The sequence below is a fragment of the Pseudoflavonifractor intestinihominis genome, from assembly GCF_040096055.1.
In the GTDB taxonomy this organism is placed as follows: Bacteria; Bacillota; Clostridia; order Oscillospirales; family Oscillospiraceae; genus Pseudoflavonifractor; species Pseudoflavonifractor intestinihominis.
The window spans coordinates 1-23,425 of sequence record NZ_JBBMFK010000021.1; the positions used below are offsets into that span (position 1 = coordinate 1).

Genomic DNA, 23,425 nt, shown 5'->3' on the forward strand with positions numbered 1-23,425 from the left:
AGACGGCCCGGAAAGATAGGTAACGCCAACACAAAGAGTTAGAAGCGGCAGACAGATGTCTGTCGCTTCTTTTTTGCCGTTTCCGTACCCACCGGAAACGGCTTTTTAGTTACATAATTCTTGTACTTATTATTACTTAAAAGAAAATATTACCGCTTGAACTGCGGATGGAATTTGTTATACTAAATCAGTCGGCATTAAAAGTACAGAAAAGAACGGGAATTAGAAGAAAATATGAAGATTGCCGACAGTTTTACCTGTACATCAGCATGAAAAAAATTCCGACAGAGCCGCAGAAGAAGCTGCCTGTCAGGCCGAAGGATTTCCATATAAGTCAGACTGTACCGCGTGCCTGGAACGGACATGGTTGTCCTCTCCGGGGATAGGGGGCCTTGACAGTGGTCAGGCCCAGAAGGTAGTCCACGCTGGTCTGGTAGAGCGCTGCCAGCTGGATCAACAGCTCCGGCGTGATGGCGATGGCGCCGTTTTCGTAAGCGCAGTAGGTCCGGCGGTTGAGATAGAGCATGTCAGCCACCTGCTGCTGCGTCCAATTTCGGCCTTCCCGCAGTGTGCGGATCGTAGGGAACATCATGGAAATCACCTCGCTCATCGTATCGTTGACACAAGTGCGGACATAAGTTTTTGGCAGTATTTCTGCCATACGGTAACAGAATGCGGGCCGATGTCGTTATAAGAGTGTACAGGAAGCATGAGAAAAAGTAGAAGAGGCAGACCGGAGGGCCTGCGGCAGACGTGCAGAGCGCCACGGGCCCCGGCAGCCTGTGAAAAAGCACAGGCTGAAACAATCCGTGCAGAACAGGAGGAAATAATATGAACGGAAGAAAAGGATTATCCCTGGTCCTGTCTGGAGCGATGATGGCGTCCATGCTGTCCCTCCCCGCCATGGCGGCGGAACAGACAGCGCCTGAATTCCCCGACACCGCCGGCAGCTGGGCCAGCGAGTCCATCGGCCGGTGGGGCGCCGCCGGCGTGGTGAACGGCGATGAGAACGGCAACTTCAATCCTACGGCCTCCCTCACCCGGGCCGAGCTGGCACAGATTTTTGTCAACATGTTCGGCCTGACCGAGAGAGCGCCCAACATCTACGCCGACCTTCAGGGCGGCGAGTGGTACGCCGACGCCATCCTCAAGTGTACTGCCGCCGGTATCATGCAGGGCGACGGCCTCAACGCCAACCCCATGGCCATGATCAGCCGCCAGGAGACCATGGTCATGTTTGGCCGGGCCATGGGCGTTATCCCTGCGGAGAACCCCAACCTGGGCGGATTTACCGATGGCGGGTCCGTGGCCGACTGGGCTGCCGGATATATGGCCCCTCTGGCTGAGATGGGCATCATCTCCGGCAGCGGCGACGGCAGCATCCAGCCCGGCGTCAATATCGACCGGGCCTCCACCATGGCTCTGCTGGACAAGGCCATCACCGTGTACATCAGCGAGCCCGGCGAATACAGCGTGAACAACCAGAAGGGCTTTGTGGTGGTGGCGGCCAACGGCGAGGTGAAGCTCACCGGCAAGACCGCCGGCGTAGTGGTGACCGCCGGCTGCGGTAACGGCACCGTGAAGCTCAGCGGCGTGATGGCGGATTCCGTGAAGGTTGACGGCACCGCCGCCGTGACCCTGGAGAGCGGCACCGAAGCGATGAACGTCAGCGTCAACAGCGCCGCCGCTGTTACCGTGGCCGCGGGCGCCAAGGCGGAGACCGTGGCGATTAACAACGCCGAGGCCCACCTGTCCAACGGGGGCACCATCACCACCCTGGAGGCCAACAGCGCCGCCGACGTGAAGAACACCGGCACCATCCACACGCTGGAGGCCGGCGCCGCCGTCCGGGTGGACAACAGCGGCACCATCTCCAAGGCCGTCATCGAGTCCAGCGGCGTCATCCTGGATGGCCGCAAGCCCGCTGTCATTGACGTGGCCGACGGCGTGAAGAACCCCACCGACAGCAAGGGCAACGAGATCAAGGACAACACCAGCGGCGGCTCCGGCGGCGATTACAACCCGCCCAGCGTGGAGAACGTGAGCGGCGTTGTGGGCGTGAATCCGGTGGACCAGAGCGACGAGCCCATCACCGAGATGCCCACCATCACTGCCAGCGCCTACAAGACCCTGGCCACCGGCGTCATCACCATTGACCTGTCCAGCAGCGGCGTGGTGCCCATCCACGAGAACGCCCAGCACACCAAGGGCTCCTGGGTAGGCTTCGCCATCAAGGCCCCTGAGGGGGTGACCAGCGCCTACTACACCTTCGGTACCCAGGCCAGCGACACCGCCTCCAGCTCCGTGGAGCTGACCACCGGCGACCCCAATGTGGCCGGCGGCGCGGAGGGTGAGTACTATTTCGTGGCCTTTGTGAACGCCACCGCCCTGACCCCCAAGACCCACCTGACCATCGACTGGGACGGCGAAGGCGACGCCTATGCCCCCCAGAAGTACGAGATCAATCTGGCCTCCATTCAGACAAACGTAAAAAACCTGGAGAATGTTACAACTTCCCTGGATAAACTGCCCGAGGGCGTGAGCTCCAGCGAGACCGGCCTGGCCTGGGACGGCAGCACCGCCCTGGTGTCCAACGGCGGCAGCGGCGCCCTGACCCAGGAGCAGGTCAAGGGCATGGGCGGCGGCGGTGAGTACACCGTGTACTACGCCGTGCCCCAGGACGGCCTGAGCTTTGACAAGATCGTCCGCACGGTCAACGGCAAGAACACCGAGTGGGCCCTGTCCAGCGACACCGCCGCCGATGCCGGCGCGGGCTGGTGGACCAAGGACGACAACAGCTACTACTTCAAGTGGGGCGCTGTGTTTGCCCGGAAGAATGCCCAGGGCGTGTGGGAGCTGACCGACGGCGGCAAGTACGCCTACACCATCCGCTTCCTGAAGGACGACAACGTGGTGGCCGCCTACTCCTTCACCGTGGATCTGAGCGGCTATACCATCGGCCAGCCTGAGACGGTCACCGACGTGAAGGTGGCCACCAGCGGCTGGGTGGACGGCAGCAGCGACACCATCGCCCGTGACGAGGCCCACGAGCTGGACCTGAGCGGCCAGGTCTCCCTGACCCAGGCCGAGGTGAAGAGCCGCAACGGCGAACTGGTGGAGTACATCGGTGTGCCCACCCAGCAGCTGGGCGCGGCTGACACCGTGGTGCGGACCGTGACCCGTCCCGGCGTGGAGGCGGTGGGCACCGCTACCATGACCTTTGCGGAGCTGAAGGGCGACAGCCGCATGGGTACCCTTACCGAGGACGACGGGTACACCTACTTCAAGTTCGGCACCGTGTTCGCCCAGGCCGAGGACGGCCTGTGGTCCGTGAAGGGCACCGGCGACTACACCGAGACCCTCACCTTCCTCCAGGACGGCGTGGCCATTGCCTCCTGCTCCTACACCCTCAAGACCGGCAACATCGTCATCTCCAACCAGCTGCCCGGCGCCATCACGGCCGCCCAGGCCCCTGTGTGGAGCGCTGAGACCGACAACAAGGACAACGTCAACGAGATGATGGCCGCCCTGTGGGCCGAGGGCCCCGCCGAGATCCAGGGCATCCCGGTCAGCAAGGTGTTCTCCTGGGATGACAGCACCCTGACCGTCCACAAGGACAACGTGACCGAGGGCATCCTGGCCTGGATCACCACCCAGTGGGGCGGCACCAGCGTGCCTGTTGCCCTCACCATTGACGGCCAGTACACCGTTGCCGGCGACGCCAACTGGAGCGGCGCCGTGCTGGCCTGGGTGGACCTGAAGACCGTTGAGACCGGCTCCGTGACCGTGGAGCTGAGCAACGGCGGCACCACCACCCTGAACATTGCGGTGACCTCCTCCGCCGACTGAGCATGTCATCCCAAGAGCGCCGGGCATTTGCCCGGCGCTCTTTTTGCCGCCGGCTGGGAAAGCCCATTCCCTTCCCAGCCCGGCTGTGGTATCATATCCCGGAAGGACGTGAGACCATGCATTACCACCATATCAGCCGGGGGATATTCCTGGCCCGGCCCAACCGGTTTATCGCCCATGTGGCCCTGGAGGGCCAGGAGAAAACCGGAGATTTTGTAATATGCCACGTAAAAAATACAGGGCGTTGTCGGGAACTGCTGGTTCCCGGCACCACAGTCTACCTGGAGAAGAGCACCAACCCGGCCCGTAAGACCGCCTATGACCTGATCGCAGTGGAGAAGGGCAGCGCGGAGGGCGGAGCGGGGACCCTCATCAATATGGACGCCCAGGCCCCCAACCAGGTGTTCGCCCAGTGGGCGAGGTCGGGGGCGTTTCGGGACGGGCTGACCCTGCTCCAGGGAGAGAAAACGTGGGGGAATTCCCGGTTTGATTTCTACTATGAGTATTCGGAAAACGGGGAGAGCCGCCGGGGTTTTGTGGAGGTGAAGGGGGTCACCCTGGAGCGGGACGGGGCGGTCTACTTCCCCGACGCCCCCACCGAGCGGGGCGTGAAGCATCTGGAGGAGCTGATGGCCTGTAAGGCCGCCGGGTACGAGGCGGCGGTGTGCTTTGTCATCCAGATGGAGCGGGCGGACTTTTTCTCCCCCAACGACCTGACCCACCCCGCCTTTGGGGACGCGCTCCGCCGGGCCAGGGCGGCGGGGGTGGAGATCCTGGCCCACACCTGCCGTGTGACGCCGGACAGCCTGATCATGGCGGAGGCGGTGGAGGTGCGGCTGTAGGCGCAGGAGTGCCGGGCCTCACGGCTGAAAGAGGACCGTTTTTGACGGAAATCCTGCTTCTCTATTTGGCCTGCCCGGCCTGGCGTCCGGAGAGATGCAAACAAAACGCGATGATATTTTTGAAATAGAAAAATAAAGATATGGAAAGTTGATTTTGTAAGAAATTGCAGGCATAAGGCTCATTCGATCAAATACTTTATCATATTAAACGAAATGAAAGTTTCGGCTTGACAACTTTCAAAAACGGGATTAAAATCAACCCATCAAAGCAAGGGCGCTGAGGATACGAAGTATTCTTAGCGCCTCTTTCTTTTACGCAAGGGGGCGTACTCAGTGTGTGGAGTACGCCCCCTTAAACTATTTTTAGAGGAGGAGAGTCTATGTATTCTTCGGTCAACACGATCTGGGTGCTTGTGGGCGCTGCGCTGGTGTTCTTCATGCAGGCGGGCTTCGCGCTGTGCGAGGCGGGCTTCACCCGGGCCAAGAACACCGGCAACATCCTGATGAAAAACCTGATGGACTTCTGCATCGGCACACCGGTCTTCTGGCTGCTGGGCTTTGGCCTGATGTTCGGCGGCGCCGGGGCCCTCATCGGCGGCTTTGACCCCCTGGTGCGGGGCGATTACAGCGCCATCCTGCCCGAGGGCGTGCCCCTGATGGCCTTCTTCATCTTCCAGACCGTGTTCTGCGCCACCTCGGCCACCATCGTGTCCGGCGCCATGGCGGAGCGGACGAAATTCATCTCCTACTGCATCTACTCCCTGATCATCTCTGCTGTGATCTATCCGGTCTCCGGCCACTGGATCTGGGGCGGAGGCTGGCTGTCCCAGCTGGGCTTCCACGATTTTGCCGGCTCCACCGCCGTGCACATGGTGGGCGGCATCGCGGCGCTGGTGGGCGCCAAGCTGCTGGGGCCCCGCATCGGCAAGTATGACAAGGACGGCAAGCCCCGGGCCATCCTGGGCCACAACCTCTCCATCGCAGCCCTGGGCGTGTTCATCCTCTGGTTCTGCTGGTTCGGCTTCAACGGCTGCTCCACGGTGTCCATGACCGGGGACGACACCCTGGTGTCCGCGGGCACTATCTTCGTCACCACCAACATGGCGGCGGCGGTGGCCTGCGTCACCACCATGATCTTCACCTGGGTCCGCTTCAAGAAGCCCGACGTGTCCATGACCTTCAACGCGGCCCTGGGCGGCCTGGTGGCTGTGACCGCGGGCTGTGATATGGTGTCCGTGTTCGGGGCTGCCGTCATCGGCATCTGCGCCGGCATCGTGCTGCCCCTGGCGGTGGAGTTCTTCGACAAGGTGGTCAAGATCGACGACCCGGTGGGCGCCATCTCCGTCCACGGCGTCTGTGGCATGATGGGCACCCTGCTGACCGGTCTGCTGGCAGTGGACGGCGGCCTGTTCTACGGCGGCGGCCCCAAGTTCTTCCTGACCCAGTGCCTGGGCGTGGTGTCCGTGGCGGCCTGGGTGGCCGTGACCATGACCATCGTGTTCACGGTGCTCAAGCACACCATCGGCCTGCGTGTCACGGCTCAGGAGGAGCTGGACGGCCTGGATATCCACGAGCACGGCCTGCCCACCGCCTACGCCGATTTCAGCCAGACCACCAGCATGACCGCCGTGGCGGGGGAGAACGCCTATCCCAAGGCCGTGGCGGAAGGGCACATCGGCCTGGACGAGGCCGTACCGGTGCAGGTATCCTCCGCGCCTGCTGCGCCCGCGTCTGACGTGCTCCTGTCCAAGGTGACCATCATATGCAGCCAGAGCAAGTTCGAGGCGCTGAAGGACGCCATGAGCGAGATCGGCGTGACCGGAATGACGGTGAGCCAGGTCCTGGGCTGCGGCATCCAGAAGGGCCGGACCGAGTATTACCGGGGCGTGCCCATGTCCATCAACCTGCTGCCCAAGGTCCAGGTGGACATCGTGGTGTCCAGAGTGCCTGTCTACCAGGTGGTGAATACGGCCAGAAAGACCCTGTACACCGGCCACGTGGGCGACGGCAAGATCTTTGTCTACCGGGTGGAGGACGTGGTGAAGGTCCGCACCGGTGAGCACGGCTACGACGCCCTCCAGGGGGAGGAGTAAAACAACTGCGGTACCGCAGATCAAGATAAAAACCGGCAGGGTCTCCTCTCAGCGGGGGAGATCCTGCCGGTTTTCAGATGATTTGGACAAAAAACAGGGGAAAGGGGGACGGAATAGGCCGTTGGACTTGCACAGGAGGCGGCCGCGTTGTATAATAAAAATTCATCCAATACAGAATAGAGCGGGAGGAACAGGCCATGCAGCCTGAGCTGGAGATCATAACAAAAGAAATCCCGGCCAAAGGGAAGGGATATATGTGGATCCGCCGGTGCTGGCCCGACCAGGTGGACGGCCTGATCCGTCAGGGGGCCCGGAGCCTGCTGCGAGAGGGCGCCACGGAGATATACGCCGCGTCTCTGGACCCGGCGGCGCCCCTGGCCGAGGGCAGCGGAGACGGCTACCGGCTGGAGTTCCGCCACGATATGCTCCGCCTGGAGCGGCCCCTGGACAGGACCTGCCCCCCGCCCGAGGGAAAGCTGACCCTGGAGCCCCTGAGCCGGGAGAAGGTGGGCCAGTGGCTGACCCTGTACAACGAGTGCTTCTTCGACGTGCCCAACTCCGCCTCCTGCGGCCGCACGGACCTGGAGCGCATCCAGGCCGAGGGCAGCCGCTGCGGCCTGGCCATGCTGGACGGGGTGCCGGTGGGGGTCTACCTGCTGGGCTTCCAGGAGGCCGACCCGGAGATCGAGGGCATGGGCCTGTGCAAGGACTTCCGGGGCAGGGGGCTGGGCCGGGAGCTGCTGTGCTCCGTCATGGCCCTCCTGGCGGGAGAGGGCTTCGGCCGGACCTGGCTGAAGGTCTCCACCGCCAACGCTCTGGCCTATGACCTGTACCGGTCGGCCGGATTCGTCCAGACCCGGCTGATCTCCCACTGGTATCAGGTGATCTCCGAGGGGGATCTGCTGGCCTGAGGCCGGCGAGATGCAGAGAGAAATAAGGTGAGTGTGTGAATCGGACGATTGTGGCCCTGGGAGACGGGAACACCCGTTACTTCCTGGGAGATGAGGGAAAATGCGGCCCCATCGAGCAGGCCTGGCCCGCCCAGATGGAGGCCATTCTGGCTGCGCTGGGGGCCAAGGCTGCGGTGCGGAACGAGGGCGTGCCCGGCGAGACGGCGGCGGACGCCCGGGAGACCTTTGCGGCCCGGAGCGCGGGGGCCAGGCTGTGCGTCCTGGGCTTCGGCATGGAGGACATCCGCCGGCCCGAGCGGACCATGGCGGCCTATCTGGGCGAGATGGCGGACATGTTCCGCCAGGCCAAGTCCCAGGGGACCGGGGTCATCACCCTGGGTATTCCCTGGTTTGACAAGGATTACGCCGGAGAGCTGGTCCAGAGCCGGCTGCCCAAGTGGAACGACGGCCTGAGCCGGCTGTGCGACGAGCGGAGCGTGCCCTTTGTGGACCTGTACCGGGCCCTGCGGGATGATCCGGACCGCTGGTATGGCGAGCGGAAACTGCCCCGGCACAACCTGTCCGCAGCCGGAGAGCGGAAGGTGGCCGAGCTGGTGCTTCCCCTGGCCCTGCGCATGCTGCGGTAGGTCAGGAGAAAAGCAGCGGGACCAGGTTCCGGGCGGCGCCCCACAGCAGAAGAACAGCCACCATACCCCATACCAGGGCGGATTCCCCTCTGCTGAGGGCGGACCGCCCGCTTTTTACGTACCGGGCCGACTGCCGGACCAGCAGCGCCGCCAGGACGGGCAGCAGGAGCAGCAGCACCGGATTGGCGGCCCAGGCGGCGGCAAAGTCCAGCCTCAGCAGGGCCAGGCACATCCGGGTGACCCCGCAGCCGGGGCACAGCAGGCCGGTGATGGCGTGCAAGGGACAGGGGAGGGACAGCCCGCTCCGCCCCACAAAAACAGCATAGGCGAGCCCGATCCCCAGGATCAGGCCCGCCCGCAGGAGAAGCCGCTTCAGGCGGCCTTTGACCTCAGAAGTCATTCCCGTTGAAAGAGTACTTGTTCAGCTCGCTCTGGATGAGGGCGAAGGTGATGATGCTCAGTCCGAAGAGGGACAGGACCAGGTAGACAATGGCCAGGCTGCCGGTGGGGACGCCCCGCTGGGCCCGGGCCATGTCCAGCTTTTCGCCCATCTTGTAGGCCCAGTAGATGCTGTAAATGCCGCAGGTGATCAGGGTGAACACCAGGGCCATGCCGCCGCTGGTGCGGCCCATGCCGGTGACCTCGGTGGAGTCGTCGGTGAGGCAGACCATCCAGTACAGGCCGTAGATACCACAGGTGATGATGGTAAGGACGATGCAGAGGGCAACATTGCGCTGATGCATAAGCTCTCCTCCGTTCAGATTGGTTTCTGAATTTCAGTATAGAGGATGCCGGAACGAAATGCAATTAAGAAATCCTTAAAAGAGGGAAATGGATTCATGAAAAAGATCTTGCTTCTCACCACCGGAGGCACCATTGCCTCCCGGCCCACAGCGGAGGGCCTGGCCCCGGGGCTGGACGGCGGCGGCCTGGCCAGGCGGCTGTACGGCCTGGCGGACAATTACGACCTCACCATCCGGGATCTGCTGAGTATGGACTCATCCAACATCCAGCCGGAGGAGTGGCAGGTCATCGCCCGGGCGGTGTACGAGAGCCGGGGGAATTTTGACGGTATCGTCATCACCCACGGCACCGACACCATGGCCTACACCGCCTCAGTGCTCTCCTTTATGCTCCGGGGTATTGAGGTTCCCGTGGTGCTCACCGGCTCCCAGCTGCCCATCGAGCACCCCCTCACCGACGGACTGGAGAACCTGCGCACCGCCTTTGCCATGGCGGCCAGCGGGGTGGGGGGCATATTCGTGGCCTTTGACCGGAAGGTGATCCTGGGCTGCCGGGCGGTCAAGACCCGCACCACCGGCTTCGACGCCTTTGAGAGCGTCAACTGGCCGCTGGCCGCCCAGATCAGCGCCGCCGGGCTGCTCCTGCGGCCTGAGGCGCTGCCCGTCCCCAGCGGGGAGCCCTGCGCCCTGCGGGACGCCCTGTGCCGGGACGTGTTCCTCATCAAGCTGACCCCCGGCCTGAACCCGGAGATCTTCGACATGCTCCTGTCCATGCACTACCGGGGCGTGGTCATCGAGGCCTTCGGCGCCGGCGGGCTCCACTTCATCCGCCGGGATCTGATCTCCAAGCTCCACGCCGCCGTCCAGGCGGGGATGGCGGTGGTGGTGTGCTCCCAGTGCCTCTATGAGCGCAGCGACTTCTCCCTCTACCAGGCCGGGCAGAAGGCCCTGTCCGAGGGGGTCATCCAGGGCTATGACATGACCACCGAGGCCGCCGTCACCAAGCTCATGTGGTCCCTGGGCCAGACCAGCGACCCGGAGCAGGTGCGGGCCCTCTTCGCCCGCAGCCTCTGCGGCGAGGTGACCGTGGACAAGGGCATCTGAAACAAGGCAATAAAAGGCCGGCGGCGCAGATACTGCGCCGCCGGCCTTCTGCATGTTCGGGGACATAAAAGGGCGTTATTCCTGGCCCTCTTCCTCCTCACGGAGGTTTTCCAGGGCCACTTTTGTGGCCTCAATGACAAAGGCGGAAAAGGAGATTTTTGTTCCGCGGATAGCCTCTTCCACCTGGTCAATTACATAGTTGGGAAAGCGGATATTCTTGGGAGTGGTTCCAGGCTCGGCGGGCAGCTTGAATTTTCTTGCCATACTATCACCTGCTATATACGTTTGTGCTTTACAATGTATATTATTATGTGTATGATGTATGCAAAGCAAACTGACGCATAAACGTATATACAAGGTGAAGGATATGAAAAAATTAGAGCTGATTCTAGCCAATATGATTCGCAGCGGCAAGGTAACAGTGGAAATCCCGGGGATAGAGCATATTGAAGCAGCGATGCAGGAAGAGAGCCGGCAGATGCTGTGGGAGATAGCGGGGATCGTGTTCAGCGACGAGATGGAGGACGGGGAAAAGATTGCCTGTCTGCGTGAGATGCTGGAACCATAGAAGAAAAGATGAAAGAGGAGGCCGCGGTTATCAACCGCGGCCTCCTCTTTTGTGGAAAACATCACATCTCCCGCCGGCCCTCCAGAGCACGCATCAGGGTGGCGTCGTCGGCAAACTCCAGGTGGCTGCCCACCGGGATACCGTAGGCCAGACGGGTGACCTTCACCTGGAAGGGCTTCAAAAGCCGGGAGAGGTACATGGCGGTGGCCTCGCCCTCGGTGTCCGGGTTGGTGGCCATGATGACCTCCTTCACCTCGCCGCTGCCCACCCGCTCCACCAGGGACTTGATATGCAGGTCATCGGGTCCCACGTGGTTCATGGGGGAGATGACCCCGTGGAGCACGTGGTAGAGGCCGTTATACTCCCGGCTGCGCTCCATGGCGATGACGTCCTTGGGGTCGGCCACCACGCACACCGTGGACCGGTCCCGCTTGGGGCTCTGGCAGATGGGGCAGGGCCCCTCGCCCTCGGTCAGGTTCTGGCACACGGGGCAGAAGGAGATGGCTCGCTTGGCGTCGGTGATGGCCTGGGCAAAGGCGGCGGCGTCCTCGTCGGGCAGGGAGAGTATATAGAAGGCCAGCCGCTGGGCGCTCTTGTGGCCGATGCCGGGCAGCTTGTGGAACTGCTCCACCAGCTTCTCCAGGGCGGGGGGAAAGTACTGCATGGAAAATCCTCCAAAATATTCGAAATCACATACCGGCGGCGCGCAGGGCCTCCACGGCGGCGGCGGGGTCGGGCTTGCCGAACACGGCGGAGCCGGCCACCAGCACGTTGGCCCCCGCCTTCACGGCCAGGGGAGCGGTGGCGGGGTCGATGCCGCCGTCCACCTCCAGGTGGCAGCCCGGGCAGTAGCGCTCAATATAGCCCCGGATGGCCTCCAGCTTGGGCAGCATGTCGGCCATAAAGGCCTGGCCGCCGAAGCCGGGTTCCACCGTCATGACCAGGATCAGGTCCAGGCCCCGCTCCAGATAGGGGATCACTGCCTCAGCGCCGGTGATGGGGCGCAGGACGATGCCCTTCTTCACGCCGTTCTCCTCCATCCGGTCCAGCGCCCGGTGGATGGCGGGGGGCAGGTCGGCCTCCAGATGGACGGAGAGCAGGTCGGCGCCCGCCTTGGCAAAGGCGTCGATGTACCGCTCCGGCTTCTCGATCATCAGGTGCACGTCCAGAAACTTGTCCGTACAGGCCCGCAGGGACTTGACCACCGGCACGCCGATGGTGATGTTGGGCACGAACATGCCGTCCATCACGTCCACGTGGAGCCAGTCGGCGTTGGGAACCCGCTCAATGTCACGCTGGAGATTGGCAAAATCCGCTGAGAGCAGCGAGGGTGCAATTTTAATCATACTTAAACCTCCGCTTTAACAGAAATTGAAAAATTTCCTGTATGATGCATTCAGTGGGGCAAGGGTCCCCGCCGCACCCGGGGCCGGTCCGGCACATAGGATGGCACAGCGGAATCGCTCCCAGCCGGCGGCGGCTTCCCCCCGCTCTGCTCCCACGGCCCGGCGGTCCGGCCGGGGGAACAACCGCTTTCAGATAGCCGTCCGGCGGGCTCTGCCCGCCGGACGGCAGCAGGATCAGGGGGGATCAGTCGTAAAAGTCGCCGGTGTTGACCTCCCGGGCGTCGTACCCGGCGGAGCGCATGGCGGTGAGGATGGTGCGCTTGTGGGTGTGGCCGAAGGCCTCCAGCGTCACCCGCAGCTCCACGCCGCTCTGGCGGTTGATGTTGACGAACTGGTTGTGCTCCAGCTTGATGATGTTGCCGTTCTCACGGGAGATGATCTCGGCCACCCGCAGCAGCTCGCCGGGCCGGTCGGGCAGCTGGACGGAGAAGGTGAACACGCGGCCCCGGTTGATGAGGCCGTGCTGCACCAGGCTGGCCACGGTGATCACGTCCATGTTGCCGCCGGAGAGCACACAGACCACGTTCTTGCCCCTGCAGTCCAGATGGCTAAGGGCGGCGATGGGCAGCAGGCCGGAGTTCTCCACGATCATCTTGTGCTTTTCAATCATGTCCAGGAAGGCGTCCACCAGCTCCACGTCGTCGATGGTGATGATGTCGTCAATATTCTGCTGGATATAGGGGAAAATGAGGTCGCCGGGGGTTTTCACAGCCACGCCGTCGGCGATGGTCTCCACGTGGTCCAGCGTGACCACATGGCCCGCCTCCACGCTGGCCTTCATGGACGCGGCGCCGGTGGGCTCCACGCCGATGACCTTCACGTTGGGGTTGAGCAGCTTGGCCAGGGTGGACACGCCCGCCGCCAGGCCGCCGCCGCCGATGGGCACCAGGATCACGTCCACATCGGGCAGGCTCTGGAAGATCTCATAGGCAATGGTGCCCTGACCGGTGGCCACCGCCAGGTCGTTGAAGGGGGGCACGTAGGTCAGGCCCCGCTCCTCCACCAGCTGCTGGGCCAGAGCGGCGGCGTCGTCAAAGGTCTCGCCGTGGAGCACCACCTCGGCACCGTAGTCCTTGGTGTTGTTCACCTTCACCAGGGGGGTGGTGGTGGGCATGACGATGGTGGCCTTGACGCCCGCGGCCTGGGCCGCGTAGGCCACGCCCTGGGCGTGGTTGCCCGCCGAGGCGGTGACCAGACCTCTGGCCTTCTCCTCCTCGGACAGGGTGGACAGCTTGAAGTAGGCGCCGCGGATCTTGTACGCGCCGGTGACCTGCATGTTCTCCGGCTTCAGATACACATTGTTGCCCGAGGCCTTGGACAGGGCCGTGCTGGGGACAAGCCCCGTGTTGGTGATGACGCCCGAGAGTACATTGCGGGCGGCTTTGAAATCTTCCAATGTCATCATGGTGAAAACCCCTTTGCTGGGGATCGGCCGGTCAGGTCATCCCTTTGAATATAGATAACCATTATTTTAATGAATTTAAGTGCTAAAGTCAACGTGTTCTTGACACCCTCTGATAGGGGGGGTACAATAAACTGGAAATGGAATACCCATCAGGGACATATACCGGGCAAAGAAGGGCCCGGGCAGTCCTCCGGCCGGGATGCCGGAGCGGACATATCAGCGCGGAAAGATCCGGTCAATCTCTTTGACCGGCCTGAAACAGAGCTTTTTTGCCCCCGATTTTGGCGAAAAGCGCGGCTGCCCTGTTGCCAAGGGCATGGAGGAGATTATGACAAAAAAAGTGAAACGCTCAGTGGCGCCCTTTTACCTGGTGGCCGCCCTGTGGCTGGCCTGGGCGCTGCTGCTGCCCCTGTACCGGCCGCTGGACTACGTGCTGGCCGCGGTGGCGTCGGTGGTGGCCTTTATCATCGGCAAGGCCATCTGGCCTGACAAGACCTATCAGATCGCGGACCCGGAGGCGGAGAAGAAGGCGACGGAGAAGAAAGAGCCTCCCAAGAAGGAGCAGGCCCAGACTCCGCCGGAGCCCAAGGCGGAGCGGCAGTCCACCGGCGACCCGGAGCTGGACGGCCTGCTCAAGCAGCGGGACATGGCCCTGTCCGAGATGCGCCGCCTCAACGACTCCATCCAGGACGAGAAGCTCTCCGCCCAGATCGACCACCTGGAGGCCACCACCAAGAAGATCTTTGATCTGGTGGTGGAGAAGCCGGCCAAGAAGAGCCAGATCAGCCGCTTCATGAACTACTACCTGCCCACCACCCTCAAGCTGCTCAACGCCTACGACCGGATGGACGCCGCCGGCGTGTCGGGCACCAACATCGACGGCACCATGGGCCGGATCGAGCAGAGCATGGACACGGTGGTGTCCGCCTTTGACCGCCAGCTGGACGCCCTCTTTGGGGACGAGGCGCTGGACATCTCCACTGATATTACCGTACTGGAAAATCTGCTGGCCCAGGAGGGGCTGAGCGGGGACCAGATGACGGCCCAGTCATAAACAACGAGGAAAGGATGAATCCCTATGACCGACAAGATCGATATGACCCCCGAGCTGACCCTGGACCCCACCGGCGCGGCCCAGGCCGCCCAGGCTGAGACTGTGCTCCGCACGCCGGAAGCCCCCACCCTGACTCTGGAGCCCACCCTGGGCGCCGAGGAGACCGCAGCTGCCCAGGCCCAGCGGGACGCCAACGCGGTGAAGATCGACGAGAGCATGCTCACCGAGGCCGAGCGGAAGATGGTGGACGACTTTTCCCAGAAGATCGACATCACCGACTCCAACGTGGTCCTCCAGTACGGCGCCGCCGCCCAGAAGAACGTGGCCTCCTTCTCGGAGAATACCCTCAACTCGGTGCGCACCAAGGACCTGGGCGAGGTGGGGCAGGCCCTCAGCTCCCTGGTGGTCCAGCTCAAGGGCTTCAATGTGGAGGAGAAGAAGGGCATCATGGGCTTCTTCCAGCGCAAGCGCAACGAGCTGGAGGAGATGAAGGTGGCCTACTCCAAGGCCGAGACCAACGTGGACAAGATCGTCCAGATTCTGGAGGGCCACCAGGTCACCCTGATGAAGGACATCGCCATGCTGGACCAGATGTACGACCTGAACACCAAGTACTACAAGGAGCTGACGATGTACATCATCGCCGGCAAGAAGAAGCTGCAGGCCGTCCGCACCGGCGAGCTGGAGGAGCTGCGCAAGAAGGCCGCCGCCACCGGCGCCCAGGAGGACGCCCAGGCCTACAACGACCTGGCCAACATGTGCAACCGCTTTGAGAAGAAGATCCACGACCTGGAGCTCACCCGTATGATCTCCATTCAGATGGGCCCCCAGACCCGGCTCATCCAGAACAACGACACCCTGATGCTGGAGAAGATCCAGTCCTCCCTGGTGAACACCATCCCCCTGTGGAAGAGCCAGATGGTGCTGGCCCTGGGCCTGGAGCACTCCCGTCAGGCCACCGCCGCCCAGAGCGCGGTGACCAATATGACCAACGAGCTGCTCCAGAAGAACGCGGACATGCTGAAGATGGGCACCATTGAGACCGCCAAGGAGGCCGAGCGCAGCGTGGTGGACATCCAGACCCTCCAGCACACCAACCAGCAGCTCATCTCTACCCTGGATGAGGTCATGAAGATCCAGCAGGAGGGCGCCCAGAAGCGCCGCGAGGCCGAGGTGGAGCTGGGCCGCATCGAAGGCGAACTCAAGCAGAAGCTGCTGGAGCTGCGGGGCTGATTCCCCAAAAACAGAACGCGGGACGGGATGAGTCCGTCCCATAGACCGACAGTGCTCCCGAGCGGGCGCAAAGGCAGCCCCCGGAGCGGAGGGACATAATGAAGATTTTTCAGAAAACCGGCGTGGCGGTGCTAGTGATGTGCATCGCCATTGCGGCGGCGGTGGGTATCGGCCTGTGGCGTCAACCGGCAGCCGCAGTGGGCAGCCAGACCGGGTCCCTGGACACCGGGCTGGATACCACCTATTACGCCAAATTCGTGGACGACAGGGCGGACCTGTTGTCAAGCAATGCGGAGGAGACCATCGCCCTCTACAACGCCAACTGGGATGACCGGTACAACAGCGTGGTGGGCGTGGTGACCATGGAGTCTGTGCCCTCCGACGTGCAGACCGTAGACGACTTTGCCGACTACGCCTATGAGCTGGGCTCGGGCCTGGGCCTGGGCGAGGGAGACGCGGTGCTGGTCCTCACGGTGGCAGAGGGAGGCTACTATCTGGCCACCGGCGACGACTTCGCCACCATGCTGCCCGACAGCCGGGTGGACGCATTCCTGGAGGAATACCTGGCCGGTGATTTCTACGCCGGCAGGTACGAGGCGGCCGTACTCAGCCTTTACAGCGGCCTCAACGACCTCTACTACACCAATTTCGGTGTGGGCAATGACGCCCTGCCTGACAGCCCCGGCTATACCGGCTATTCCTATGGGTATGCCTACAGATGGGTGGTCTGGCTGGTGATTTTGCTGATTGTGCTGGTGGTCATTCTCAGCGCGGTGGACCGCTCCCGGTACAACGCATACCGGGCCCGGTACTACGGCGTGGCCACGCCGCCCTATGTGTTCCGGCCCATCCTCTTCTGGCACCGGCCCGGCTCCTACTGGTACCGGCGGCACTGGCACCGTCCGCCTCCTCCTCCGCCTCCCGGAGGGCCCAGAGGCCCCGGCGGTCCCGGACGTCCCGGCGGCGGTAATCCGGGCGGCTTCGGCGGCGTGGGCAACCGTGGTCCCAGAGGGGGCGGCACCTTCGGCGGCCGTCCCTCCGGCGGCAGACCCGGAGGCTTTGGCGGCGGCGCCAGCAGAGGCGGCGGCTCCTTCCGGGGCGGCGGCTTCGGCGGTTCCCGCGGGGGCGGGTCCTTCGGCGGAAGCCGGGGCGGCTTCGGCGGCGGCTCCCGGGGCGGCGGTTCCTTTGGCGGTGGCCGGGGCGGTGGGTCCTTCGGCGGCCGCCGGTAACACGACGGACACGGCTCACAAAAAAACAGACCATACAAGCGCGTCCCCTGTGCAGGCTGACCGGCCTGGGCAGGGGACGTTTTTTTCCGTCCCGCAGGATTACACAAGTTTTACACAAGCTTCACCCAATCCGCATGGATAAGCCGAAAGGCGGGTGCTAAACTCTTCCCTGCGTAAAGCGGCGGCTCCCTGTTGGGAACCGCCTGGGTCCGATGCAGCCCCGGACGGAATATATTCAGCCGGGGCGGGAAGTCGCTGCGGCATCAGGGCCCAATCTCGACAGAAGGAGAATCCAGATGAACTTGTGTGCGAAGCGAATTGGTTCCCTGGCGCTGGCAGTGCTGCTGGCGGTCCAGACGCTGGGAACAGTGCCCGCCTCTGCCGCCGACACGGCGGAGGAGACAGAGACACCCAAGGTGGTGGCCGACTGGAAGTTTGACCAAGCGCACACCACCGGCAGCATTGCCGACGGCAGCCTGATCGTTGAGGACCAGAGCGGCAACGACAACGACCTGAGAATGGAGACCTATGGACAGGGGAACTGGGAGGATTACCTCTCCTTCTCCGACGACAGCATGACCGGCCAGGGCGGCAGCATGGTCTTTGACGGCGACAACAGCGCCAAGACCGGCGCCGACTTCATCACTGTGGACGGCGCGGCCATCAACAGCGAGGAGTTTACCGATGGTTACACCATGGAGTTCCTCTACTACTTCCCCGAGGACTGGACCGCCGCCGACCAGTGGATGAGCCTCATTGGCCGTCAGGGCGCGGGCGGCGGCAACCCGGAGGGGGAGCAGGGCACCATGTACGCCTCCATCTCCAACTGCAAGGAGATCCAGTTCATCACCGGCAACGCCGACGGCGACCACTACATGTCCTCCGCCGCCTGGTCGGTGTCCATGGATGAGGGCGGCGTGTGGTACCACATCGCCATCGTCTCCGACGGACACGAGATCGCCACCTATGTCAACGGCTGCGAGGCCTTCCGGGACTATGTGTCCGACGAGATGGTGGGCATGTACGCCGACCCGGCGGACGGCCGGTTCCGGGTGGGCTCCTCCTGGTGGGACGGCCTGGACAAGTTCCTCCAGGGCAGCCTGCAGGAGATCCGCATCTCCGGCCAGCCGCTGGACAAGGACCAGTGGCTTGTCCCCAATCCGGAGGATTATGTGGAAAACTTCGGCAGCAACGACACCTACACCCTGCGCAATGAGGACAACTACAACATCGTCCTCATCCCCGACACCCAGAACACGGTGGAGTACTGCCCCGACGTGATGGACACCGCCATCGACCAGCTCATCGACACCGCCGACGAGCTGAACGTGGCCGGCGTCATCCACCTGGGCGACGTGGTGGACGACAACAACGACGACGCCCAGTATGTCAGCGCTCGGGACGCCTTCTACCGCCTGCCCGACACGGGCATCAAGTTCCTGGTGCAGATGGGCAACCACGACGGCTGGAGCAGCGGCATCCACAACTACTACAACAGCTTCTCCGGCAAGAGCACCGCCTGGACCCGCCGCACCGGCTGGTACCTGACTCAGTCCCCCAACGGCGACGGCAACAGCTCCTACATGTTCCTGCGGGCGGGCAGCTACAACTACCTGGTGATCTCCCTGTCCTGCACGGGCAGCGGCTCGGGCGCCAACAACAACACCGGCTGGAACAGCGCCGACGAGGCCTGGCTCCGCTCCGTGCTGGAGGAGTACCCCGACTGCCCCACCATCGTCACCACCCATGACCTGCAGAACTGCTCCGACACCCAGCCCAGCGCCATCAAGCTCAGCGCCCAGGGCAGCAAGCTGTGGGACATCGTCAAGGACTACGACCAGGTCTTTATGCTGGTGGGCGGCCACAGCCACGGCTCCGGCGTGGAGGAGCTGACCAACACCAACGGCAACAAGGTCATCTCCATCCTCACCGACCTGCAGTTTGCCTACAACGGCGGCAACGGCTGGTTCCGCTACCTGGAGTTTGACGAGAGCGCGGACAAGATCTACTACTCGGTCTACTCCCCCTACGCCGCCTCGCTGGACGAGAGCGAGAAGAGCTTTTTTGACGTGAACTTCCTCACCGGCCCGGGCAATGAGGGAGAGATCGACCTGGATTTTGAGACCCGCTTCCCCGGCATGGCCAGGGAGGAGCAGGAGACCCAGACCGAGGGCCAGTGGATGACCGGCGAGTACCACACCCACACCGGCCAGTCCAAGGACGCCACCTCCGCCTTCATGTCCCTGACCAACGTGCTGGCCGCCGCCTTCCGCAACCAGGACGTGCTCCAGGATGAGGCCAACAGCGCCGCCCGGTTTGACAACATCCAGAACGGCGACGCCTTCGACTTCCTGGGCCTGGCCGACCACCTGCGCCAGTCCTACAACGGCGTGGACGGCCAGGGCAACGGCCAGTACAACACCGCCTTCTATGTGGCCCTCCAGACTCAGATCCGGGAGATCGAGAAGCTGCAGGTCAAGGGCGAGTACACCGACAAGCTGATCAACACCGGCTTTGAGTGGGACATGCCCGGTCTGGACCACGCCAGCGTGGGCATCCTGGACGAGGACGGCAACGCCTCCATCTCCGGCATCCACGCCTTTGAGTGGCTGTACGCCAGCCAGGGCTCCGGCGACGACCCCACCAGCCTCTTTAACCTGGATGAGAAGTCCGACGACATGGACGAGCAGGCGGTCTACGGCGACCGCCAGAACGACGGCCAGGCCGAGACCGCCTATGACGCGGTGGCCTGGCTGGAGGAGAACTACCCCGGCAGCTACGCCCTGCCCAACCACCCCTCCCGCCACAACGGCGGCAGCGGCGAGGTGACCATTGAGAACCTGCGCCGTCTCAATGACGCCGCCCCCAGCGTGGTCTTCGGCTTTGAGGGCATGCCGGGCAACCAGATGTCGGGCAGCGGCCGCTGCGAGCTGCCCGCCGGCGCCATTCGCAACGGTGCCGACGAGATGATCGCCGTCACCGGCGGCGTGTGGGACGCCCTGCTCTCCGAGGGCCGCAGGTTCTACAACTTCGCCAACTCCGACTTCCACTTCAAGGTCAGCGCCGACGAGAACTACTCCAGCGGCTACTGGGCCAGCGAGTACTCCGCCAACCAGGTCTGGGTGGAGCCCGGCGACGACGGGCAGTTCACCTTCTCCGACGTGGTGGAGGGCATGCGCTCGGGCAACGCCTATTCTGTGTACGGCAACCTGATCTCCGACCTGAGCTTCACCGTCTCCGCCGCTGACGGCAGCACCGCCACCATGGGCGGCGAGCTGAACGTGGACGAGGGCGGCCAGCTGACGGTCACCGTCCGCTTCAAGGCGGGCAACACCAACAACTACGAGACCCTGTTCAACACCGACACCGGCATCGATGTGGACAACACCCCCGAGCTGGACCACGTGGACCTGATCATGGGCCATGTCACCGGCAAGGTGGACGACTCCCAGTACGGCAGCACCGACAACACCGACGCCAAGATCGTCAAGACCTTCACCAAGGAGGAGCTGGCCCAGGCCCTGGGCGAGGACGGGTACTACACCCTCACCTTCCCCATGGAGGCGGACAGCGACCTGTACTTCCGCCTGCGGGGCACCACTGTGTCTGAGGTGGACGGGAACGGCGACCCCCTGTCCGACGCGGACTACTCCGGCATCAGCGACAACCACACCCGCTTCGACACCATCAACGACTCCAACTACGCCAGCCTCTGCTTCTATGCCAACCCCATCTGGGTGAACGTGGAGCAGGCCCCCGAGGCGCAGACCCAGGGCATGGAGAACGGCTCCGCCAGCCTGGATCTGACCAAGATCGCCGGTTACACCTCCGGTCAGTTCGACGTGGACGGCGGCGTCATGGAGATCGTGGCCTACAACAGCGTCAACGGGTACGCCTACGCCGTCAACGGCAAGAGCGGCCTGCTGGCCGTCATCCCCATGGGCGAGCTGGAGGACACCGGCGTGGTGACCGCCCTGACCGGTACCAGCTTTGACGTGAAGTCCGCCGTGGAGGCGGCGGACAGCGCCTTTGCCTACGGCGACATGACCTCCGTGGCCGTCTCTCCCGACGGCACCACCCTGGCGGTGGCTCTCCAGGCGGCGGGCTACGCCGATGCTGGCCGTGTGGCCCTGTTTACCTGCAACGCCGACGGCTCCCTGACTCTGAGCAAGGTGATCGCCGTGGGCGTGCAGCCCGACATGGTCACCTTTGCCGACAACAACACCTTACTCACCGCCGACGAAGGCGAGCCCCGGGAGGGCTACGGTGACGGCGCTACCGACCCCAAGGGCTCGGTCACCGTGGTGGACGTGACCGCGGGCACCGCCGACGTGGTGGACTTCACCGCCTTTGACGAGCAGCGGGAGGACCTGATCGCAGCCGGCATCGTCCTGAAGAAGGACACCGCCCCCTCCGTGGACCTGGAGCCCGAGTACATCGCCGTGTCCGGCGGCAAGGCCTATGTGACCCTCCAGGAGGCCAACGCCATCGCCGTGCTGGACATCGCGTCCAGAACCTTTACCGGCATCTACTCCGCCGGCTTTGAGGACTACAGCACCACCCCCGTGGACATCGACAAAAAGGACGAGGCCTACAGCCCCAAGACCTATGAGAGCCTGATGGGCATCCGCATGCCCGACGGCATCGCCGCCTTTGAGAAGGACGGCAAGACCTACCTGCTCACCGCCAACGAGGGCGACAGCCGGGAGTGGGGCGACTATCTGAACGAGGACGAGGTGAACTTCGGCAAGGCGGGCAAGACCTCCCCCAGCGGCAAGATCACCGCGGAGAACTCCGGCCTCACCGGCAAGGTGGTGTTCTTCCTGGCCGAGGACTATGACGGCCTGAATGCCGAGAAGGACTACCTCTTCGGCGGCCGCTCCTTCACGCTCTATCAGGTCACCGATACCGGCATCGAGGAGATCTTCACCAGCGGCGACGACTTTGAGGCCCTCACCGCCAAGTACCTCCCCGACTACTTCAACTGCTCCAACGACAACGCCACCCTGGACGACCGCTCCGGCAAGAAGGGACCGGAGGCCGAGAGCGTCGCCGTGGGCACGGTGGACGGCAGGACCTATGCCTTCATCGCTCTGGAGCGCACCGGCGGCGTGATGGTCTACGACGTGACCGACCCCGCCCACGTATCTTATGTCAACTATATCAACTCCCGCGACTTTGCCTCCGTGGTCCCCGGCTCTGAGGAGTACGACGGCGGCGAGCTGGACAAGTGGGTGACCGGCGGCGACGTGGCCCCCGAGGGCTTCGCTTTTGTGCCCGCTGCGGTCAGCCCCACCGGCGAGGCCCTGCTGCTGACCGCCTGCGAGGTGTCCGGCACCGTGGCGGTCTATGAGCTGGAGCCGGAGGAGACCCAGGCGCCCGTCACCGGCGGCGGCACAGCCTCCGGCAGCAAGACCCAGACCACCACCAACCCCGACGGCTCCGTCACCACCACGGTCACCAGACCGGACGGCTCCAAGACGGAGACCACCAAGGCCCCCAACGGCGCCACTTCGGTGGTGAACACCAGTAAGGACGGCCAGGTGGAGGCCCAGGTCACCCTGACCGAGAAGGCCGTGGCCGCCGTGGAACAGGGCCAGGCCGTGGCCCTGCCCATGCCCGCCGTGACGGCGTCTGACGACCGGGCCAGCGCCCCCACAATCACCGTGGACCTGCCCGGCAACTCCGCCAGAGTGGAGATCCCCGTGGAGAACGTGACCCCGGGCACTGTGGCCGTGCTGGTGAAGGCGGACGGCACCGAGTCCGTCATCCCCACCAGCATCACCACGGAAAACGGCGTGGCCGTCACCCTGTCCGACGGCGGCACGGTCAAGATCGTGGACAACACCAAGACCTTTGCCGATGTGCCCTCCGGCCACTGGAGCGAGGCGGCCATCGCCTTCGCCGCCAGCCGTGAGCTGTTCAACGGCACCGGCGAGAACACCTTTGACCCCGCCGGCCAGATGACCCGGGCCATGATCCTCACCGTCCTGGCCCGCTATGCCGGTCAGGATACCACCGGCGGCAGCACCTGGTATGAGCAGGGCGTCCGGTGGGCGGTGGACAACGGCGTGTCCGACGGCGCCAGCCTGGACAGCGCGGTCTCCCGGGAGCAGCTGGTCACCATGCTGTGGCGCTACGCCGGCAGCCCGGCGGCCCAGGGCGGTCTGAGCGCCTATCCCGACAGCGCGTCGGTCAGCAATTGGGCCGCTCAGGCCATGGCCTGGGCGGTGGAGACCGGCCTGATCACCGGTACCGGCGCCGGGGAGCTCAATCCCCAGGGCACCGCCACCCGGGCGGAAGTGGCCGCCATCCTGGTCCGATTTGTGGAAAAGACCGGCGTCTGAATCCTGCCTTCGCAA

Annotated in this window: 18 protein-coding genes; 11 read left to right on the plus strand and 7 right to left on the minus strand. The window is 63.7% G+C overall.

Annotation, left to right across the window (positions count from 1 at the left end; genetic code table 11):
* Positions 1–334 precede the first annotated feature (334 nt).
* Positions 335–661: a helix-turn-helix domain-containing protein gene (locus WMO64_RS12050; RefSeq protein WP_349232149.1), complete on the minus strand. Its 327-nt coding sequence runs from the start codon at positions 659–661 to the stop codon at positions 335–337.
* Positions 662–831: 170 nt separating this feature from the next.
* Here WMO64_RS12050 and WMO64_RS12055 point away from each other — a divergent pair, with 170 nt between their 5' ends.
* From WMO64_RS12055 to WMO64_RS12075, 5 genes are all read left to right on the plus strand, one after another.
* Entirely contained in the window at positions 832–3,849 is a 3,018-nt protein-coding gene (locus tag WMO64_RS12055) for an S-layer homology domain-containing protein (protein ID WP_349232150.1), read from the plus strand.
* A 116-nt stretch (positions 3,850–3,965) separates the two neighbouring features.
* Positions 3,966–4,691: a DNA/RNA nuclease SfsA gene (gene sfsA, locus WMO64_RS12060; RefSeq protein ID WP_349232151.1), complete on the plus strand. Its 726-nt coding sequence runs from the start codon at positions 3,966–3,968 to the stop codon at positions 4,689–4,691.
* A gap of 380 nt (positions 4,692–5,071) precedes the next feature.
* Positions 5,072–6,784, plus strand: coding sequence for an ammonium transporter (locus tag WMO64_RS12065; RefSeq protein WP_294520280.1), 1,713 nt, complete (start codon positions 5,072–5,074; stop codon positions 6,782–6,784).
* 197 nt (positions 6,785–6,981) lie between these two features.
* Entirely contained in the window at positions 6,982–7,695 is a 714-nt protein-coding gene (locus WMO64_RS12070) for a GNAT family N-acetyltransferase (protein WP_294520277.1), read from the plus strand.
* 35 nt (positions 7,696–7,730) lie between these two features.
* A complete protein-coding gene (locus WMO64_RS12075; RefSeq protein ID WP_349232152.1) occupies positions 7,731–8,321 on the plus strand; it encodes an SGNH/GDSL hydrolase family protein in 591 nt (196 codons plus the stop codon).
* Between the two features lies 1 nt (position 8,322).
* On the opposite strand, the gene WMO64_RS12080 is transcribed toward WMO64_RS12075, so the two are convergent.
* Both WMO64_RS12080 and WMO64_RS12085 read right to left on the minus strand, forming a co-directional pair.
* Positions 8,323–8,721, minus strand: a complete 399-nt coding sequence (locus WMO64_RS12080; RefSeq protein ID WP_349232153.1) for a DUF2752 domain-containing protein — start codon at positions 8,719–8,721, stop codon at positions 8,323–8,325.
* Positions 8,711–9,064, minus strand: coding sequence for a DUF4234 domain-containing protein (locus WMO64_RS12085; RefSeq protein WP_294520268.1), 354 nt, complete (start codon positions 9,062–9,064; stop codon positions 8,711–8,713). The genes WMO64_RS12080 and WMO64_RS12085 overlap by 11 nt, the downstream gene beginning before the upstream one ends.
* A 96-nt stretch (positions 9,065–9,160) precedes the next feature.
* On the opposite strand from WMO64_RS12085, the gene WMO64_RS12090 reads away from it, so the two are divergent.
* Complete coding sequence (locus WMO64_RS12090) at positions 9,161–10,168, plus strand: asparaginase (protein ID WP_349232154.1); 1,008 nt, start codon at positions 9,161–9,163, stop codon at positions 10,166–10,168.
* A gap of 75 nt (positions 10,169–10,243) precedes the next feature.
* Here the strand turns inward: WMO64_RS12090 and WMO64_RS12095 are convergent, their stop codons facing one another.
* On the minus strand, positions 10,244–10,432 hold the full coding sequence (locus tag WMO64_RS12095; RefSeq protein ID WP_294553655.1) for a YlcI/YnfO family protein: 189 nt from the start codon (positions 10,430–10,432) through the stop codon (positions 10,244–10,246).
* A 58-nt stretch (positions 10,433–10,490) separates the two neighbouring features.
* Between WMO64_RS12095 and WMO64_RS12100 the strand changes: the two genes are divergently transcribed.
* Positions 10,491–10,736 (plus strand): hypothetical protein, encoded by a 246-nt coding sequence (locus WMO64_RS12100; RefSeq protein WP_349232155.1) that lies wholly within the window; start codon positions 10,491–10,493, stop codon positions 10,734–10,736.
* A 61-nt stretch (positions 10,737–10,797) separates the two neighbouring features.
* Here the strand turns inward: WMO64_RS12100 and recR are convergent, their stop codons facing one another.
* The 3 genes from recR to ilvA form a co-directional block, all read right to left on the minus strand.
* Positions 10,798–11,400, minus strand: coding sequence for a recombination mediator RecR (gene recR / locus WMO64_RS12105; protein WP_349232156.1), 603 nt, complete (start codon positions 11,398–11,400; stop codon positions 10,798–10,800).
* Between the two features lie 25 nt (positions 11,401–11,425).
* The gene (gene rpe, locus WMO64_RS12110; RefSeq protein ID WP_294520254.1) at positions 11,426–12,082 is read right to left on the minus strand and encodes a ribulose-phosphate 3-epimerase; all 657 of its coding nucleotides are present in this window, start codon (positions 12,080–12,082) and stop codon (positions 11,426–11,428) included.
* Positions 12,083–12,326: 244 nt separating this feature from the next.
* Positions 12,327–13,547: a threonine ammonia-lyase gene (gene ilvA, locus WMO64_RS12115; RefSeq protein ID WP_294520251.1), complete on the minus strand. Its 1,221-nt coding sequence runs from the start codon at positions 13,545–13,547 to the stop codon at positions 12,327–12,329.
* Positions 13,548–13,875: 328 nt separating this feature from the next.
* Here ilvA and WMO64_RS12120 point away from each other — a divergent pair, with 328 nt between their 5' ends.
* The 4 genes from WMO64_RS12120 to WMO64_RS12135 all read left to right on the plus strand — a co-directional run bounded on the left by WMO64_RS12120 (position 13,876) and on the right by WMO64_RS12135 (position 23,410).
* The gene (locus WMO64_RS12120; RefSeq protein ID WP_294520248.1) at positions 13,876–14,601 is read left to right on the plus strand and encodes a 5-bromo-4-chloroindolyl phosphate hydrolysis family protein; all 726 of its coding nucleotides are present in this window, start codon (positions 13,876–13,878) and stop codon (positions 14,599–14,601) included.
* A gap of 24 nt (positions 14,602–14,625) precedes the next feature.
* Positions 14,626–15,834: a toxic anion resistance protein gene (locus WMO64_RS12125; RefSeq protein ID WP_294520245.1), complete on the plus strand. Its 1,209-nt coding sequence runs from the start codon at positions 14,626–14,628 to the stop codon at positions 15,832–15,834.
* Positions 15,835–15,932: 98 nt separating this feature from the next.
* Positions 15,933–17,063, plus strand: coding sequence for a TPM domain-containing protein (locus tag WMO64_RS12130; protein ID WP_294520242.1), 1,131 nt, complete (start codon positions 15,933–15,935; stop codon positions 17,061–17,063).
* 296 nt (positions 17,064–17,359) lie between these two features.
* A complete protein-coding gene (locus WMO64_RS12135) occupies positions 17,360–23,410 on the plus strand; it encodes a choice-of-anchor I family protein (RefSeq protein WP_349232157.1) in 6,051 nt (2,016 codons plus the stop codon).
* Positions 23,411–23,425: the final 15 nt, after the last annotated feature.

Coding starts and splice junctions, on each gene's coding strand:
- WMO64_RS12050 (WP_349232149.1), bottom strand. CDS start 661: ATGGCAGAAATACTGCCAAAAACTTATGTCCGCACTTGTGTCAACGAT.
- WMO64_RS12055 (WP_349232150.1), top strand. CDS start 832: ATGAACGGAAGAAAAGGATTATCCCTGGTCCTGTCTGGAGCGATGATG.
- sfsA (WP_349232151.1), top strand. CDS start 3,966: ATGCATTACCACCATATCAGCCGGGGGATATTCCTGGCCCGGCCCAAC.
- WMO64_RS12065 (WP_294520280.1), top strand. CDS start 5,072: ATGTATTCTTCGGTCAACACGATCTGGGTGCTTGTGGGCGCTGCGCTG.
- WMO64_RS12070 (WP_294520277.1), top strand. CDS start 6,982: ATGCAGCCTGAGCTGGAGATCATAACAAAAGAAATCCCGGCCAAAGGG.
- WMO64_RS12080 (WP_349232153.1), bottom strand. CDS start 8,721: ATGACTTCTGAGGTCAAAGGCCGCCTGAAGCGGCTTCTCCTGCGGGCG.
- WMO64_RS12085 (WP_294520268.1), bottom strand. CDS start 9,064: ATGCATCAGCGCAATGTTGCCCTCTGCATCGTCCTTACCATCATCACC.
- WMO64_RS12090 (WP_349232154.1), top strand. CDS start 9,161: ATGAAAAAGATCTTGCTTCTCACCACCGGAGGCACCATTGCCTCCCGG.
- WMO64_RS12095 (WP_294553655.1), bottom strand. CDS start 10,432: ATGGCAAGAAAATTCAAGCTGCCCGCCGAGCCTGGAACCACTCCCAAG.
- WMO64_RS12100 (WP_349232155.1), top strand. CDS start 10,491: ATGCAAAGCAAACTGACGCATAAACGTATATACAAGGTGAAGGATATG.
- recR (WP_349232156.1), bottom strand. CDS start 11,400: ATGCAGTACTTTCCCCCCGCCCTGGAGAAGCTGGTGGAGCAGTTCCAC.
- rpe (WP_294520254.1), bottom strand. CDS start 12,082: ATGATTAAAATTGCACCCTCGCTGCTCTCAGCGGATTTTGCCAATCTC.
- ilvA (WP_294520251.1), bottom strand. CDS start 13,547: ATGATGACATTGGAAGATTTCAAAGCCGCCCGCAATGTACTCTCGGGC.
- WMO64_RS12120 (WP_294520248.1), top strand. CDS start 13,876: ATGACAAAAAAAGTGAAACGCTCAGTGGCGCCCTTTTACCTGGTGGCC.
- WMO64_RS12125 (WP_294520245.1), top strand. CDS start 14,626: ATGACCGACAAGATCGATATGACCCCCGAGCTGACCCTGGACCCCACC.
- WMO64_RS12130 (WP_294520242.1), top strand. CDS start 15,933: ATGAAGATTTTTCAGAAAACCGGCGTGGCGGTGCTAGTGATGTGCATC.
- WMO64_RS12135 (WP_349232157.1), top strand. CDS start 17,360: ATGAACTTGTGTGCGAAGCGAATTGGTTCCCTGGCGCTGGCAGTGCTG.